Below are 16,501 nucleotides of genomic sequence, written 5' to 3' on the forward strand. Positions count from 1 at the left end.
GTTTTTGATTCATATTCATAAAAAACACGTCACCCTTTCTCATTAACATAAGAAAATAGTAACGTGCTTTTAACTTCAAAAATAGTCTAAATCCTTAAGTTGATGGATGTGTGCAAAGACCCCAATACCTGCTAATAATTCAAATCCTGAGTTTGCAAATCCAGTAATAAAGGCATTATTTGTTGTATCCGAGTTTTTCGGTAAATAACTAGAATACGTAATCATAATTCCAAATGCTAAAGATAAACTAAAGAATATTTGACCGTAAGCAGCAAGCCATACTTTCCCATCAAAAATACGACTCCAATCTGGTTTAAAGAATGCATCTAGTCCTTGCATAGCACCTTCCATCGTCACTGCACGAACAACGATAATAAGGAACATAACAACTAATAAAGGAATAAATATACGGTTAACAACTTCGATTCCTTTTTTAACTCCTTTAAATGCAACGCCAAGCACAATAATCCAAACGAGAGCTAACGGAATTAATACTTCTGGTACAAGTCCTCCAAATTGTCCTGGCTTATCTGCAACATGTAAGTACTCTTTAAATAAAAATGATTGCGTGTCTTTTCCCCATGCTCCAGTAATTGCAAAGTATGTATACGATATAGACCAAGCAATAATCACTGCATAATATGTTGAAACAATAAATGTTACGCACATTTGCCACCATCCAATAAATTCTGCACGCGGGCTAATACGGAAAAATGTAAGTGGTGCTGAGCCACGATGACGATGACCAAGGGCAAATTCAAACGCTAACAATGAAATACCAGTCGTTAATAATGCAAATAAATACGGTAAAAAGAATGCTCCTCCTCCATTTTCATACGCTGTATAAGGAAAACGCCATATGTTTCCTAATCCAACGGCAGATCCGACCGCTGCGAAAATAAATCCAGCTCTCGTTCCCCACTGTTGCCTCGTTTCCATGTTTCCTTCCCCCTTTATGACAAGTTCATACTTGGATTATATTTTAAATTTACTAAATTATCAATAAATTCTGTTAATTTTTGCGAAAATTAACATCTCTCTCCTATTAACGGCATAAAAAAATCGAATAGACAATTATTCGTCTATTCGATCTTTCATCTGTTTTAATATTTTCTTTTCAAGTCTTGAAACTTGTACTTGCGAAATGCCTATGCGCTCGGCTACTTCTGACTGTGTTTGATCTTTATAGTAACGCAAGTATACAATTAAGCGCTCTCGTTCATCTAGTTCTCTAATCGCTTCTTTTAAAGCAATTTTATCGAACCATTTCGTTTCAGATTGATCTGCAATTTGATCTAAAATAGTGATTGGATCTCCATCGTTTTCATATACAGTTTCATGTATAGATGAAGGGGCCCGGCTCGCTTCTTGTGCTAGAACAACTTCCTCTGGCGTTAGTTCTAGTGCCTCTGCCACTTCATTAATCGTTGGAGCCCTTCCGAATTCTTTCGAAAGCTCATCTCTCATCTTTCGAATTTTGTTTCCTGTTTCTTTTAAAGACCTACTAACTTTCACTGATCCATCATCACGTAAGAAACGTTGTATTTCACCAATAATCATTGGAACTGCATATGTTGAAAATTTCACGTCGAAAGATAAATCAAATTTATCTACCGATTTCAAGAGCCCAATACATCCAATTTGAAATAGGTCGTCTGGTTCGTATCCTCGATTAAGAAACCGCTGTACAACCGACCAAACGAGGCGCATATTACTTTGAACGATTGTATCTCTCGCTTGTTGATCTCCATCTTGACTTTTTTGAATTAACGCTTTTAGCTCGTGGTCCTTTAACTGAGGTTTCTTCTTCTCATTTTTGACCTCTATGTCCATAGGCTATTCTCCTTAATTGCATAGAGCGTTACTATTTGATAAGTATTTTGTCAAATGGATTGTTGTCCCGAAAGATTCGTTTGAAATAACTTCTACTTCATCCATAAAATTTTCCATGATAGTAAATCCCATTCCGGAACGCTCTAATTCAGGTTTAGTTGTAAAAAGGGGTTGTCTCGCTTCATCTAAGTTAAAGATTCCAATCCCTTCATCTCGAATCGTGAGTTTCACCATTGCTTCTTCCAAAATTACAGAAATATAAACAATACCTTCTGCATTTCCTTCGTATCCATGAATAATTGCATTTGTAACCGCTTCTGACACAACTGTTTTAATCTCCGTTAATTCTTCCATCGTTGGATCTAGTTGTGCAATGAAAGCCGCCACAGTAACGCGAGCGAACGATTCATTTTGACTTAATGCTGAAAATTGAAGGTTCATTTCATTTCTCATCTATGCCACCCCCAACGTCGCGAGCGCGTGCGCTTCACTTTCTTCTAAGCGAACGATTTTGAATAAGCCCGACATTTCAAATAAACGCTTAACAGGCGGTGAAATTGCACAAACAACCATTTCTCCACCTAATCCCTTTACGTGTTTATATCGGCCTAATATAACACCTAGACCAGAACTATCCATAAAAGATAAGTTCTCTAGGCTCAAAACAATATGATGAACACCATGTGTCTCAATCATATCTGTTACTTTCGTTCGCAACTCTTCAGCCGTATGATGATCTAATTCACCCTCTAGTCTCACACATAGGACGTCACGTTTTACTTCTAATTGCATGGAAAGACTCACACGATTTCCTCCTTATGCTCAAACTTTACTTATTCACATACATAAAGATTTTCGTGATACAAAATAAGAATCCTTCCTGCTGACAAAAGAAGAACTATTTCGTCATAAAGTGAAACCTTTCAGCATTATTCACTTATATACGAATAGAAAAGCGGCAAAATATTTGCCGCTATTTTGATGTTGAAAACATCCCAAAACTTCTTTTAAATAACTCCCACCAGCTCGCTGCAGCAACATCTTCTTTTGCTACAATTGTTTGTTTTAATAAAACATCTTTATCTTTTTTAATAACAAGTGTACCAAGCGCGTCACCTTTTTTAATCGGTGCTTTTACTTTCTTTTCAGCAATTACTTCTTGTTTTACCTTGTCCATATTCTCGCCCTTCTTCATAAGAAGAGAAACATTATCTGATGCAACTAAATCTACTTTTTCTTTTTTCCCTTTCCCTACTTGAACTGTCTTAATTTTTTCGCCACGCGTATACAATTTCTTTGTCATATATTGTCCAAATGCATAGTCAAGAAGCTTCGTCACTTGGTTGTTCCGTTCTTTTGATGTTGGTGCTCCCATGACAACTGAAATGACACGCATGCCATTTTTTTCAGCCGATGCTGTTAAACAATATTTCGCTTCTGTCGTAAAACCTGTTTTTACTCCATCTACGCCAGGATAAAAACGTACTAGCTTATTCGTATTAACGAGCCAAAACTTTTTATCCGTATCTTCACGTAAATAATCTTCGTACTTACCTGTGTATTTACGAATAAGTGGATACTTCATCAATTCTCTCGCCATTATAGCCATATCATTTGCTGTCGAATAATGGTCTTTGGCCGGAAGACCTGTTGGGTTTTGAAAATGTGTATTTTTCAGCCCTAAATCTTTCGCCTTTTTGTTCATCATATTTACAAATCCTTCTTCTGAACCTGCGATATGCTCGGCTACTGCAACAGATGCGTCATTTCCAGATGCAATTGCAATACCCTTTAACATCTCATTTACAGTCATCTCTTCCCCAGGTTCTAAAAAGATTTGCGATCCACCCATTGAAGCTGCATGTTCACTCGCTCTAACTTTATCGGTCAGTTTTAATTTTCCTTTTTCAACTTGTTCCATAATTAAAAGCATTGTCATAATCTTTGTCATACTAGCAGGTGGTAATTTTTCATTTGGGTTTTTATCAAATAAAACTTTACCTGTATCTTGCTCAATTACGATTGCTGACGACGCTTGTTCCGCTAACTTCGGCGTTGTTTCTTCTGTTTTCTCTGGCTTCGTTTTCTCAGATTGCGCGAAACTCACTGAAGTTCCAGAAAGCAATAACATGAAACAAAAAAGTATTCCAAAAACTCGCTTCATGACTAACCCTCCATTCTATATCAGACCTATTTTTTCCAATTTATCTTTTTTTAATACCAAATTTTTCTAACATTTTCAGTTGACAAACACATTCTCCCCCTATATTGTATTAAGTGTATTACACACAGTAGTACACTTAATACATATGAGGAAGGAGACATTGCTCTTGCATATTCAACTTGATCCAAGAAGCAACACTCCGATATGGGAACAAATTGTTCAAAATATAAAAGAACTCGTATTGAAAAACATGTTGGCTCCAAGTGATAAACTTCCTTCTGTACGCGAACTCGCTTCTTTACTCGTTATAAATCCAAATACAGTGAGTAAAGCGTATCAAGAGTTAGAGAGACAAGGAATTATTGAAACGTTACGAGGAAAAGGAACATTTGTATCCCAATCGATTACCCCAACATTAGACGAAAGGAAAATCGCTATGGTTGAAAAGCAATTTCATCAATTACTATTAGAAGCCTCTTATCTTGGTATTACGAAAGATAAAATTCATGATTGGATAGATTCATACTATAAAGAGATTGGAGGGAATACGGATGTTGAAAGTGACAAGCTTGAAGAAAACAATTGATAATCAAACAATTTTAGACGATGTTTCTTTCACATTACAAAAAGGTAGTATCGTCGGATTACTTGGAAGAAACGGCGCGGGAAAAACAACTTTATTACGAACGATGGTCGGCATTTTAGACCCAGACGAGGGAACTGTTACATATGAGGATATCGACATCCATAAAAATCCTGAAACGAAACAAAAAATCGTATATGTTCCGGATTCTACTAACATACTGAACGGTTATACAGTAAAAGAAATCGTGAAGTTTTATAAAGCAGTTTATACAGCATTTGATGAACCATATTTCTACGAACTACTAGAACGTTTCAACTTACCAAACAAACGAATTCGTAGTTATTCAAAAGGAATGAAAGCACTGCTTGCCATCATTTTAGCTGTTGCTGCAAAAGCAGAATATATTATTTTAGATGAACCAACAAACGGACTTGATCCTATCGTTAAAAGACAGATTTTACAGTTTCTCGTTGGAGAAGTTGCAGAAAAAGAAATTACCATTTTCATCTCTACCCATCATTTAGATGAAGTGGAACAAATTGCAGATACAATCATTATGTTAAAAGGACATACTGTAGCATCTATTACGTCACTAGACGATGCAAAATCACAATTTGCAAAAATACAAGTAGCTTACGAGCGTTCATTACCTCAAAAACTAGAAAACTTAAGCAATATTAAAATATTAAATCAAACAGGAAAAATATATACAATCTTAATTGAGGGAAATGTGGCTACAACACTGGAGAAGTTTTATAAAGAGCAACCACTGCTCATTGAAGAATTAACAATGTCACTTGAAGATGTCTTCGTTACGACACTGGAGGAGGATGGATATGTTTCATAAAGCGTTGTGGATGTGGAATTGGAAGCGCGGGAAATATGCTGCGTTACTTTTTCTCTTCAGTTCACTTTATCTTCTATCTCTCGGATACTATAGAAGTGCTCAGATGGAACTCGATAAATATTACGAATTACAAGAAAAAGGGGAACAGTATTATTATTTTTATACCTTTTCTGCACGAGATGGTAATAGTTTTTGGTTAACTGTTCTTATCATTGCTTTAGCCTGCTTATTGATAGGATGGGAACGTAGCAACCAATCTAATACACTACTTATGACGATGCCATTTAAAAGAAAACATGTTTTCTTATCTAAATGGGCTTTCGGTTCCTTCTGTATTGTGAGCTCGTTACTTATAAATTGGATTATTATGTATGTTATTTATAGAACAACTATCCATTTTGATTATCAATCATTTAGTCCACTTCACCGATACTTTCTTTATGCGATAGTTTCTTATGTTGCAGTCTATACAGCTGCTCTATGTATCGGTACTTTTACTGGAAGCATTATTTCACAGGTTGTTTTTTGTATTCCATGGTTACTAATGGGGCTTACATTTATTCCACTAGTGTACACTTTTACGATAAACCATTTAGAGGCTACCAATACTAAAAATAATAAATTAGATCAACAACTTTATGAAATCAATAAAAAAACAAATATAGTTGCACCAATATATAACTTCACGATTTATTACCAATATAATCCTGAATCACGTAAAAAAGAAAATGACTCAACTATTTTAAGAAATCCAGCATCTTATCACTATTATTCAGCCAAATCAATGTTAGTCCCTATTTTTTATACAATAGTTTACTTACTACTTGGAACATATTTATATAAACGATCGCCAAATGAAAACAGTCAAAAGATATTTATTTTCCAACAGCATTTACGAATATGTATATGGGGGACAACCATTTACTTTGCATTACTAGGTGGCTATAAAATCAATCAATTTTTTTTCTTACCAAACTACTATATCAGTTTGTTTCTCGCTGGAATCATTACTTATGTTATATTATCACGCTTAACAAATTATAAAGTTTTTTAAAGGAGAGATCCTATGTTTCAAAAAGCACTGTGGCTAAGAACGTATCAACAAAGTAAATATGTTATATGGTTATTTTGGCTCGTCAGCTTCTGTACTTTATCATATAAATACTATATGACTTCTATTCAACAGCAATATTTTCTAAATATGAATAAAAAATGGAAAGCTATATATCATTACAGTTTTGATTTAACACTTCTAGATTCTATCATGCTGTTAGGTAGTTTGCTAATCGTTCTAGCTTGTACGTTAATTGGATGGGAAAGACAAAATAACACTAGCGACTTGTTATGGTCTATGCCCTTTAAACGTTCGCACCTCTATATAACAAAGTGGTTGTTTGGAATCTGTAATATCGCGGCTGTTGTCGTTTTAAACTGGGGACTATTTGCTATTATGAAAAAGTTGACTTTTCATAATAAATATCAAGTATTCTCGCCCTTTCATAGTTACTTTATATACATGTTAATTGTATTAATTGCTATTTATACACTTGCCTTATGTATAGGAACAATCGCTGGAAATGTGATATCGCAAGGATTTCTTACTGCAGCTATATTAATCTTCCCAGCGTTACTTCCATCTCTAATATCAGGAGTCATTGCTGTTCACTCGAGTGCCGACTTTCATGAGAACAATGGCATTATACATGATGTTATGGAAAACATACGTATTTCTAGTCCAGCAGAAGATTTTAATATTTACTTTAATTATGATCCGCAAAGCGCTTATACTGATCAAAATGGAGTACGTCATAACGAACCAAACTTTACAAAAATTCCCCCGGCAAAAACATTGCTTGGCCCTGTCGCACATACCATTATTTTATTACCACTCGGTATATATTTATATGCCCGTTCAATCAATGAGCGAAATGGTAACTATCTATTATATTCAAAGTTACAAAAGTTAGTAATGGCATGCGCTATTTTCTTTGGTGGGATCATTGGAGGTTTAATACTAAGTCGAGCGCACTCATTGTCCAGCTTTTACATCGGATTTTTAATAACTAGTTTCATTACGTATTTCTTCCTACCTAAAATATTAAAATGGAAAATCTCTTGGAATTTTAAATAAAATAACCTCCTCTCGATGAGGAGGTTATTTCACATTCTCTCTCCTATCCCCATACACCATCTCTTCTTTCATCCCAAATCCATCACCATTTTGCACAATTTGCTCTGTCGGTGCAACTACACTTTCAGCAATTTTCCATTCCCCACGCTCTTTTACGAATACTTGTAGAAAATAGTTCATGCCATCTAATTGATATGCATTTTCTTTTTTCACATTATAGTGAATCGCAATGTAGTACACTTGAATATTTTCTTTTCCTATTTTTGATACGTATTGCGATAGTCTCGGTATATAGAGTGTTGCTTTCTGAAAAGATAGTTGCTTCGCTTTAACAAGCGATGAACTTGTTACATTACGTAATGTGTCCTGATTACGAATATTATCGCTATGGTGGAATAATACTGCGTTTTGCATAGAACGAACCCATAATTTCGAATATAAGACTGTATTATCATTTTCAATGTACTTCACTTCTTTTCGCACTACTTGGATAGGCGTATCTGCGTACGTGAATGTTTGAAAACAGAAAAAACCACCAAATAAAATGGTAAGTGCAGCAATATATTTCATAATCTTTCCTCCGATCTTTTAATTAAAGTATCGGAGTTCCAAAATATTTTTATTCAAAAGAAAAAGGATAGGAATGCTTTCGCTTCCTATCCTCATTTATTATAATACGCGGCCAAATAGTTCTAAGACCATTTCTATTTCTTGGTCGCTCCAACCTTTAAATCTCTCTTTATAATATTCTTTACGCACAGCTTCAAGTTTTTCAGTTACTTCTCTTCCGTGCTCTGTAATTTCTAAGTACACGATTCGACGATCTGAATTAGAACGTTTTCTTTCTACTAATCCTTTTCGTACGAGACGATCTGTAACAGCTGTAATATGACTGGAGGTTACGTTTACTTCACTCGCAATTTGCGAAGCCATCTGTGGACTCTTTAAAAATAACGCACGTAATACAGAAAATTCATTATATGGCATATGTTCTGCAAAACGTGTATTAATATCATTTTGTAATAAACGTATCATTTTTCGAAATGATGCAGATAAATCTAAAATCAGTGTTTCTCTTTTTTCGTTCAATAGCCTCGTCCCTTTTTTATCATATTTACACATATTATAATCTATAAATACCTATGTTGTATATGCTTTCTTTCCTCAACATTCTCATTTATGTAACTTTTTTCATATAAATTTCTTTTTTGTTCACACATATACATATAAAAAGGATGGTGATGGAAAATGCAGGGTGGAATGAATCCTTATTTACACAACGTACGCACAGCTAATACTGGTAAAGAAGCTACTATTACTGTACAAGGGGAAGGCGTCGTTAAAGCAAAACCGAATGTTGTTATATTAACGCTTGGCATTCGAACAGATGATAAAAATGTAAAACAGGCTCAAGAAGAAAATGCAGTGCAATCCAAACAATTGCTGGATGCACTTAAACAGCTTGGTATTGCCGATAAAGATATAGAAACGATTTCTTATACGATCACTCCTCAATACGAATATGTAAATGATAAAGCATTGCTACAAGGATACCGCGTGGAGCATTTGTATGAAATTACCGTTTTAAATGTACAAAAAGCTGGGGAAGTATATGATATAGCCGTTTCAAATGGTGCAAATGTAGCAAAAGGTTTACGTTTCCGAGTATCTCATCCAAATAAATATTATGAGCAAGCTCTCATTCAAGCTCTGCACCAAGCAGTAGAAAAAGCTCGTGCTATTGCGAGTACATATAATTTAAATATTAATCCTGTTCCCCTCTCATTCGTTGAAGAATCTGCCCAATTACCAAGGGAGGTTACGTCTTATGCTACTTTACATGCACAAGCAGCCCCGCCTATTCAATCGGGTGAATTAGAAATCATTTCATCCATACGGGCTATTTTTACGTATTTATAACGAATTCTCTTTACAAGTAAACGTTATCATTTTACTTGTTGTAAAAACATGATGTTCTGATATAATAAAGAACGGTGAGCTCTTACAAAAGAGATATCACGGGTGGGAGAGGGATATGAAAAAGAAGGTTTAACATGAAAGGAATACTTGAAAGAACATTTAAATTAGGTTTACACGAAACATCACCAAAACAAGAAGTTTTAGCTGGAGTTACGTCATTTTTCACAATCGTATATATTATGATTGTAAATGCGTCAATCTTATCAGATGCTGGCATTCCTCTTGAAGCTGGAATTTTAGCAACTGTTTTTAGTTCATTTGTCGGATGTCTACTCATGGCATTTTGGGCAAATGCACCTGCTATTCTTGTCCCGGGTATGGGTGTAAATGCATTCTTCACGTACACAGCTGTGCATACACTTGGACTAACTTGGCAAGAAGCATTGGCTGCTGTCTTTATCTCTGGTATTATTTTTGCAATTGCCGCTTTTACACCAATCGCTCGCGTGCTATCAATATCAATTCCAAAGTCATTAAAGGAAGCGATTACTGTCGGCATCGGATTATTTTTAGCGTTTATCGGATTGCAAAAAGGTGGTTTAGTCGTTTCGAACCCAAATACTGCTGTGGCAATGGGGAAATTAAGTAATCCTGTCGTTCTTGCGACATTACTTACTCTTATCATTGCACTTGTATTATTTATTCGTAACGTACGTGGAAACTTTTTATGGACGATTGCAATAGGAACTGGTATCGCATGGTTATTTGGTCTTGTGGATACGAGTCAAGTGGGAAATAGTTCATTCTCATTCGCTAATTACGGTGATGTGTTTGGAGCTATGTCATTTGGGAAACTTTCTTCCTTACCATTTTGGATTGCAACATTCTCTTTAAGCATGGTGCTTATCTTTGAGAACATGGGACTTCTGCACGGTTTATTAGAAGATGATCGTAAATTCCCACGTGCTTACCAAGCCAATGCAATTTCAGCAATGACATGTGGTCTATTTGGCACAAGTCCTACCGTTTCAACAGTAGAAAGTGCCGCAGGTATTACTGCAGGTGGTAAGACAGGTCTGACGTCTATCGTTACTGGGTTGCTATTCTTTGCATCACTGTTTGCTCTTCCATTTGTCAAATTAATTCCTGATAGTGCCATTGCACCAATCTTAATTATTATTGGCGGGCTGATGATTACAAGCATCCAACAAATTCCTCTGAATGACTTTTCAGAAGGATTTCCAGCATTCTTAATTATCGTTATGATCCCGCTCACATATAGTATCGCTGATGGCATTGCGTTCGGATTTATTGCTTACCCTATCTTAAAAGTTGCTCTTGGAAAGCGTAAAGAAGTCGCACCATCTATGTATATCATTACATGCTTATTCTTAGCTATGTTTGTATTACATGCTATTGGTTAAAAAAACACCGAGGAAATCCTCGGTGTTTTTTTACTTAAACCATCCTTTTTTATAAAACCAGGCCATCATTCCGCCGCCAATTAGTGCCATGATAAGTAGACAAATAAAATAACTATATTGTCCACCAAGCTCTGGCATATGCGTAAAGTTCATTCCATATACTCCCGCAATAAATGTTAATGGCATGAAAATAGTCGAGAATACAGTTAATGTTTTCATAATGTTATTCATATGATGTGAGTTTAATGAAAAATAACTATCCCGAATATCTGCTGTTAACTCTCGACTTGCCTCAATCATTTCTGTTAGTTTAAGCAAATGATCATGTATATCTTTAAAGTAAATTTCATGATCGCTTATACCATAAAAACGAGTCGAATTTAAAATACGATATAATAAATCACGCATCGGAATGATTGTACGCCTTAGCTTTGATAAATCTGCACGTATATCAAATACCTCTTCTAATACACTTCCTGCTGTCTCCCCGGTTAAATTATCATCAATTGCATTTAAATGATCCTCAATGTAATATACAGGCGCAAAATAGTCATCTACAATTTGGTCAATAATTGTATGAGCTACATGTAAAGGACTATTTTTAATACGCTTCTTTTCTCCAAGTGTTTTCCATACTCTTTCGATTGCATTGTTATGAGAAAAGTGGAAAGAAACAATATAACGATCACTAATAAATAAATCGATTTCGTGCGGTTCTAGTCCATCTTCCCCAAATGCATGAAGAACTAAAAAGTTATATCCATCATAAAAATCAACTTTTGGCCTCTGTACGTATTCTATACAGTCTTCAATTGCAAGGGGATGGAACTTAAAATGGTCTTGCAGAATATATGTATACTCTTCTTTCGTTGGCTTATATAAATCTAGCCAATACCATACAATATGGTCTTTCTTTGTTTCTTCTAGAGAAACATCATATAATACTTCATCTGTTTTTGTTACTGCACAAATTCTAATCATAATTTCACCCATTATTATTATAAACAAAAAATAGTAAAAAAAGCCAAGGAGAAACCTCCTCAGCTTTTTTTATTACTTCGTTACGATACCGTGTACTAAAGTTGGTGCATCTACGTGTTCTTTAGAGATCTTCATGTTCTCATAAATTTTCGCTTTTACATCTTCAACATTTTCGCGGTTTGCGTAAATTGTAACGAGAGATTCACCTTGCTTCACGCTATCGCCTACTTTTTTGCGCAGCATTAGACCAACTGCTAAATCAATTTCAGACTCTTTCGTTGCACGTCCTGCTCCTAAAAGCATTGCTGCTGTTCCGATTTCGTCTGCAACGATTTCTGATACATATCCGTCTTCTTTCGCTTCCACTTCAATTTTAAATTGTGCTTGTGGCAATTTAGAAGGGTCATCAACAACAGATGCGTCACCGCCTTGCGCTGATAAGAACGTTTTAAATGATTCTAGCGCTTTTCCGTTGTTCATTACTTCAATTAGCTTTTCACGTGCATCTTCTAAAGATGAAGCTTGTCCAGCAAGGTACACCATTTGACTTCCAAGTGTTAAACATAGCTCTTCTAAATCTTTCGGCCCTTTACCTTGTAATGTATCAATTGCTTCTTGAACTTCTAATGCGTTACCGATAGCTTCACCGAGTGGTTGACTCATATCAGAAATAACTGCCATCGTATTACGACCAACGTTATTACCGATACGTACCATTGCTTCTGCTAAACGTTTTGCATCTTCATCCGTTTTCATAAATGCACCTGCTCCAGTTTTTACATCAAGAACAATTGCATCTGCACCAGCAGCAATTTTTTTACTCATAATCGAACTTGCAATAAGCGGAATTGAGTTTACTGTTGCTGTTACATCACGAAGTGCATATAGCTTTTTATCAGCAGGTGTTAAGTTACCACTTTGGCCGATAACAGCGATTTTGTTTTCATTTACAAGACGCATGAATTCATCGTTTTCAATTTCCACATGGAATCCTGGAACTGCTTCTAATTTATCAATTGTACCACCAGTATGTCCTAAACCGCGTCCAGACATTTTCGCTACTGGTACATCTAAAGCAGCTACTAATGGACCTAATACAAGTGTCGTTGTATCACCAACACCACCTGTTGAATGCTTATCTACTTTTACACCTTCAATAGCCGATAAGTCGATTGTATCACCGCTATTTACCATTGCCATCGTTAAATCAGCACGCTCTTGATCGTTCATATCTTGGAAGAAAATTGCCATTGCAAGTGAACTTACTTGATAATCAGGAATATCACCATTCGTATATCCTTCAACAATAAAGTTAATTTCTTCTGTCGTTAATGCATGTCCGTCACGTTTTTTTGCAATTAGGTCCACCATTCTCATTGTGAAGTCACCCCTTCATTTGTTTTACGATTGCTTTTACTAATGCTAAGAAGTTAGCTTTAACACGTTCTGTCGTTTCAATTACTTCATCGTGATGAAGTGGTTGATCTAAAATACCAGCTGCCATATTTGAAATACAAGAAATACCTAATACTTTCATACCAGCATGACGCGCTACAATTACTTCAGGTACTGTTGACATACCAACTGCATCTCCGCCAAGTGTACGAAGCATACGAATTTCAGCAGGTGTTTCATATACAGGACCTGTCATTCCCACGTATACACCTTCTTGTACTTTAATATTTAAGTCTGCTGCAACTTGTTTCGCCATTTCGCGAAGTTCTACTGTATATGATGTAGACATATCAGGGAAACGTACGCCCATTTCAGAATCATTCGGTCCGATTAATGGATTCGTACCCATGAAGTTAATGTGGTCTGAAATTAACATAAGATCGCCTGGCTCAAATGATGTATTTACACCACCAGCTGCGTTTGTTACAACTACTGTTTCTACACCTAGTTCTTTCATAACACGAACTGGGAATGTTACTTTTTGCATGTCGTATCCTTCATAGAAGTGGAAACGTCCTTGCATTGCTACTACTGTTACACCTTGAAGTGTACCAAATACTAGTTGACCTGCATGGCCTTCTACAGTTGATACTGGGAATTCAGGGATTTCACTGTACGGTACTGTTACTGCGTTCTCAATTTCGTCTGCTAATACACCTAGTCCTGATCCAAGGATTAGTCCTACTTGTGGTGTCTCTTGAAATTTCTCTTTTAAGTATGAAGCTGATTTTGTAATAAGTTCACGATTCATTTGTTTATCCCCCTATTTCTTTAGCTCATTTAAGAAGCTTGTTCCGTATTCTGGCATTTTCACACCGAAGTTTTCTGCTACTGTTGCACCAATATCAGCAAATGTTTGACGAAGTGGTAACTCTTGTCCGCCTTCTTTCATGCTTGGGCTATATGCTAATAATGGTACATATTCACGTGTATGGTCAGTACCAGGGTGAATTGGATCATTACCGTGGTCTGCTGTAATTAATAATAGATCATCTTCTTTTAGTTTTGCGAATACTTCTGGAAGACGTGCATCATATTCTTGCAGAGCTTCTCCGTATCCTTGTGGATCACGGCGGTGGCCGAATAATGCATCAAAGTCAACTAAGTTTAAGAAGCTAAGACCTGTAAAGTCCATATTTAATGTATCTACAAGCTTATCCATTCCATCCATGTTAGACTTCGTACGAAGTGATTCCGTTACCCCTTCGCCATCATAAATATCAGAGATTTTACCGATAGCAATTACATCGTAGTCACTATCTTTTAATTCGTTCATTACTGTACGGCCGAATGGTTTTAATGCATAGTCATGACGATTTGGTGTACGTGTAAAGTTTCCAGGTTCACCAACGAATGGACGAGCAATAACACGACCTACCATGTATTTCTCATCTAATGTTAATTCACGTGCAATTTTACAGATTTTATATAACTCATCAAGTGGCACTACTTCTTCGTGTGCTGCAATTTGCAATACGCTATCAGCAGAAGTATAAACGATTAAAGAACCTGTTTCCATTTGCTCTTGACCAAGTTCATCAAGAATCTCAGTTCCAGAAGCTGGCTTATTACCGATAATTTTACGGCCTGTTTTTTCTTCTAATTCATCAAGTAATTCTTTCGGGAATCCTTCCGGGAACACTTGGAATGGTGTATCAATGTAAAGGCCCATGATTTCCCAGTGACCTGTCATTGTATCTTTACCAGTAGATTTCTCTTGCATTTTTGTGTAATATCCAAGTGGTTTCTCTACTTTAGAGATACCTTTCATTTCTCGAATGTTACCAAGACCTAATTTCACCATGTTAGGCATTTGTAACCCATTCATATGTTCAGCAATGTGACCAATTGTGTCAGATCCTAAATCACCAAATTGCTCAGCATCTGGTGCTTCACCGATTCCCACAGAGTCCATTACGACTAGGAATATACGTTTATATTTATTCATAACTGCGACCTCCTATAAGTTCAGTTCTACTTCTTGTAGTATGTTCAAAACGCTATAAAGTGAAACTGTTATCCAAAAGAATTCTCATTGTCAAACAGTACTTCTTTAAATCATTTTCTAACCTATTTCGTTTACTTGAAACGATTCAAAAACATTTCTAGTTTTTTCTAAGTCAGATGTCAGACATCTGATACTGATATCATAACATGTTTACGCTTTCTTTTTAATACATTTTCGTAGAATTTCTCATTTTCTTCACACTTCTATTGTAATCCATTCTGCAACGAAGTGCTAATTTTTTTATGATTTATTTCTTCATATTAAAAATAAAAAGTAGCTCTTTAGAGCTACTTTTTATTTTACTTCTATTGTTTCCTCTTTATGTTCATGCAATTCGCCTTTTCTTACATGTACTTTCACTTTGTAAGCACCGTTCTCTTTGAAAGTATGTTTCGTTTCATACTCTCCTTTATTCCCTTCTTTCGCTGGAATAAATTCGTGTTTTTCAACACCATCTTTCCAAATCTCTAGTTGTACTTCAGCACCAGTTAGGGCTTCTTCTTTTTGTTTTAAATGAACTTTCATTGTAGATTCAGCATTTGCCTTTATGTCTCCAGCCATAAGATGGATCATTGTGTCACTTTTATGATCTCCATGTCCTGCACTGTGATCACTATTTTCTTTTTTCGCATCTTCTACTTTCGCATTTCCTACAGCAACTTTCACTTCTGGCATAACGTGCATTTCACGTGCATTTGTGTGAGCGATAATATGGTATACTCCATCCGTTTCGAATGTTTTCTCTACTGCATAAACACCTTTTCCTTTATGCTTACCATCTAACATCTCGTGCTTTTCGTCGCCATCTTTCCAAATTTCAAACTTTACATCATCGGCATCCGTTACTTTTTCTTTCCCTTGTGTAACAAGTGCTTGTACTTCTGTTTTTTCACCTGGTTTAATTTCTTTCGGATTTGTTTGGACTGCTACTTTTACAGCTTCAAGTTTCTGTTCTTTTTTCGGTTCTTCTTTGTTTGTATTACAGCCAGCCAACGCTAGCATCGCGATAAATAAAGTTATAATCAGTTTTTTCATCATCATTTCCTCCTCGTATATTAATATTTAAGCCCTATCTCAGGCTTAGTTTTACTCTCTAATAAGAGTCCAGTAATAAAGAAAATACTTGGACGTCTCAAGATATTTCTAGATAAT

17 protein-coding genes and 1 pseudogene are annotated in these 16,501 nt (G+C 35.8%); 6 read left to right on the forward strand and 12 right to left on the reverse strand.

Annotated features, from left to right (window positions below; translation table 11 throughout):
* Positions 1-111 precede the first annotated feature (111 nt).
* The 5 genes and pseudogenes from MR168_RS26845 to dacF form a co-directional block, all read right to left on the reverse strand.
* A pseudogene (locus tag MR168_RS26845) lies at positions 112-939 on the reverse strand (sodium-dependent transporter); the annotation flags it as partial.
* Positions 940-1,074: 135 nt separating this feature from the next.
* Positions 1,075-1,833, reverse strand: coding sequence for an RNA polymerase sporulation sigma factor SigF (sigF, locus tag MR168_RS26850; RefSeq protein WP_000350729.1), 759 nt, complete (start codon positions 1,831-1,833; stop codon positions 1,075-1,077).
* A gap of 12 nt (positions 1,834-1,845) precedes the next feature.
* Positions 1,846-2,286, reverse strand: coding sequence for an anti-sigma F factor (spoIIAB, locus tag MR168_RS26855; RefSeq protein WP_001243398.1), 441 nt, complete (start codon positions 2,284-2,286; stop codon positions 1,846-1,848).
* Positions 2,287-2,637 (reverse strand): anti-sigma F factor antagonist, encoded by a 351-nt coding sequence (gene spoIIAA, locus MR168_RS26860; RefSeq protein WP_000059135.1) that lies wholly within the window; start codon positions 2,635-2,637, stop codon positions 2,287-2,289.
* 169 nt (positions 2,638-2,806) lie between these two features.
* On the reverse strand, positions 2,807-3,997 hold the full coding sequence (dacF, locus tag MR168_RS26865; RefSeq protein ID WP_086411650.1) for a serine-type D-Ala-D-Ala carboxypeptidase DacF: 1,191 nt from the start codon (positions 3,995-3,997) through the stop codon (positions 2,807-2,809).
* A 166-nt stretch (positions 3,998-4,163) separates the two neighbouring features.
* Between dacF and MR168_RS26870 the strand changes: the two genes are divergently transcribed.
* From MR168_RS26870 to MR168_RS26885, 4 genes are read left to right on the forward strand one after another with little or no spacing between them, the layout of a single operon-like run.
* The gene (locus tag MR168_RS26870; protein WP_000548027.1) at positions 4,164-4,583 is read left to right on the forward strand and encodes a GntR family transcriptional regulator; all 420 of its coding nucleotides are present in this window, start codon (positions 4,164-4,166) and stop codon (positions 4,581-4,583) included.
* The gene (locus MR168_RS26875; RefSeq protein ID WP_086411649.1) at positions 4,549-5,430 is read left to right on the forward strand and encodes an ABC transporter ATP-binding protein; all 882 of its coding nucleotides are present in this window, start codon (positions 4,549-4,551) and stop codon (positions 5,428-5,430) included. Before MR168_RS26870 ends, MR168_RS26875 begins: the two co-directional genes overlap by 35 nt.
* Complete coding sequence (locus tag MR168_RS26880; protein ID WP_086411648.1) at positions 5,420-6,484, forward strand: ABC transporter permease; 1,065 nt, start codon at positions 5,420-5,422, stop codon at positions 6,482-6,484. The genes MR168_RS26875 and MR168_RS26880 overlap by 11 nt, the downstream gene beginning before the upstream one ends.
* Before the next feature lie 12 nt (positions 6,485-6,496).
* On the forward strand, positions 6,497-7,561 hold the full coding sequence (locus tag MR168_RS26885; protein ID WP_242291620.1) for an ABC transporter permease subunit: 1,065 nt from the start codon (positions 6,497-6,499) through the stop codon (positions 7,559-7,561).
* Positions 7,562-7,585: 24 nt separating this feature from the next.
* Here the strand turns inward: MR168_RS26885 and MR168_RS26890 are convergent, their stop codons facing one another.
* A complete protein-coding gene (locus tag MR168_RS26890; protein WP_086411646.1) occupies positions 7,586-8,131 on the reverse strand; it encodes a hypothetical protein in 546 nt (181 codons plus the stop codon).
* Between the two features lie 99 nt (positions 8,132-8,230).
* Complete coding sequence (locus MR168_RS26895; protein WP_001003305.1) at positions 8,231-8,650, reverse strand: MarR family winged helix-turn-helix transcriptional regulator; 420 nt, start codon at positions 8,648-8,650, stop codon at positions 8,231-8,233.
* Positions 8,651-8,809: 159 nt separating this feature from the next.
* On the opposite strand from MR168_RS26895, the gene MR168_RS26900 reads away from it, so the two are divergent.
* Entirely contained in the window at positions 8,810-9,481 is a 672-nt protein-coding gene (locus tag MR168_RS26900) for an SIMPL domain-containing protein (RefSeq protein WP_001161448.1), read from the forward strand.
* A 134-nt stretch (positions 9,482-9,615) separates the two neighbouring features.
* Entirely contained in the window at positions 9,616-10,905 is a 1,290-nt protein-coding gene (locus MR168_RS26905; protein ID WP_000676238.1) for an NCS2 family permease, read from the forward strand.
* A 30-nt stretch (positions 10,906-10,935) separates the two neighbouring features.
* Here MR168_RS26905 and corA read toward each other — a convergent pair whose 3' ends face one another.
* The 5 genes from corA to MR168_RS26930 all read right to left on the reverse strand — a co-directional run bounded on the left by corA (position 10,936) and on the right by MR168_RS26930 (position 16,384).
* Complete coding sequence (corA, locus tag MR168_RS26910) at positions 10,936-11,898, reverse strand: magnesium/cobalt transporter CorA (protein WP_002000765.1); 963 nt, start codon at positions 11,896-11,898, stop codon at positions 10,936-10,938.
* Between the two features lie 60 nt (positions 11,899-11,958).
* Positions 11,959-13,263 carry a pyrimidine-nucleoside phosphorylase gene (locus MR168_RS26915; protein WP_001243069.1) on the reverse strand — a complete coding sequence of 435 codons (1,305 nt, stop codon included), beginning with the start codon at positions 13,261-13,263 and terminating at the stop codon, positions 11,959-11,961.
* A gap of 7 nt (positions 13,264-13,270) precedes the next feature.
* Positions 13,271-14,092 carry a purine-nucleoside phosphorylase gene (locus tag MR168_RS26920; protein WP_001078446.1) on the reverse strand — a complete coding sequence of 274 codons (822 nt, stop codon included), beginning with the start codon at positions 14,090-14,092 and terminating at the stop codon, positions 13,271-13,273.
* A 12-nt stretch (positions 14,093-14,104) separates the two neighbouring features.
* The gene (gene deoB / locus MR168_RS26925; protein WP_001046079.1) at positions 14,105-15,289 is read right to left on the reverse strand and encodes a phosphopentomutase; all 1,185 of its coding nucleotides are present in this window, start codon (positions 15,287-15,289) and stop codon (positions 14,105-14,107) included.
* A 354-nt stretch (positions 15,290-15,643) separates the two neighbouring features.
* Positions 15,644-16,384, reverse strand: coding sequence for a FixH family protein (locus tag MR168_RS26930; RefSeq protein ID WP_000733456.1), 741 nt, complete (start codon positions 16,382-16,384; stop codon positions 15,644-15,646).
* Between the last annotated feature and the right edge of the window lie 117 nt (positions 16,385-16,501).

Source organism: Bacillus cereus group sp. BfR-BA-01356 (assembly GCF_022663635.1).
In the GTDB taxonomy this organism is placed as follows: Bacteria; Bacillota; Bacilli; order Bacillales; family Bacillaceae_G; genus Bacillus_A; species Bacillus_A cereus.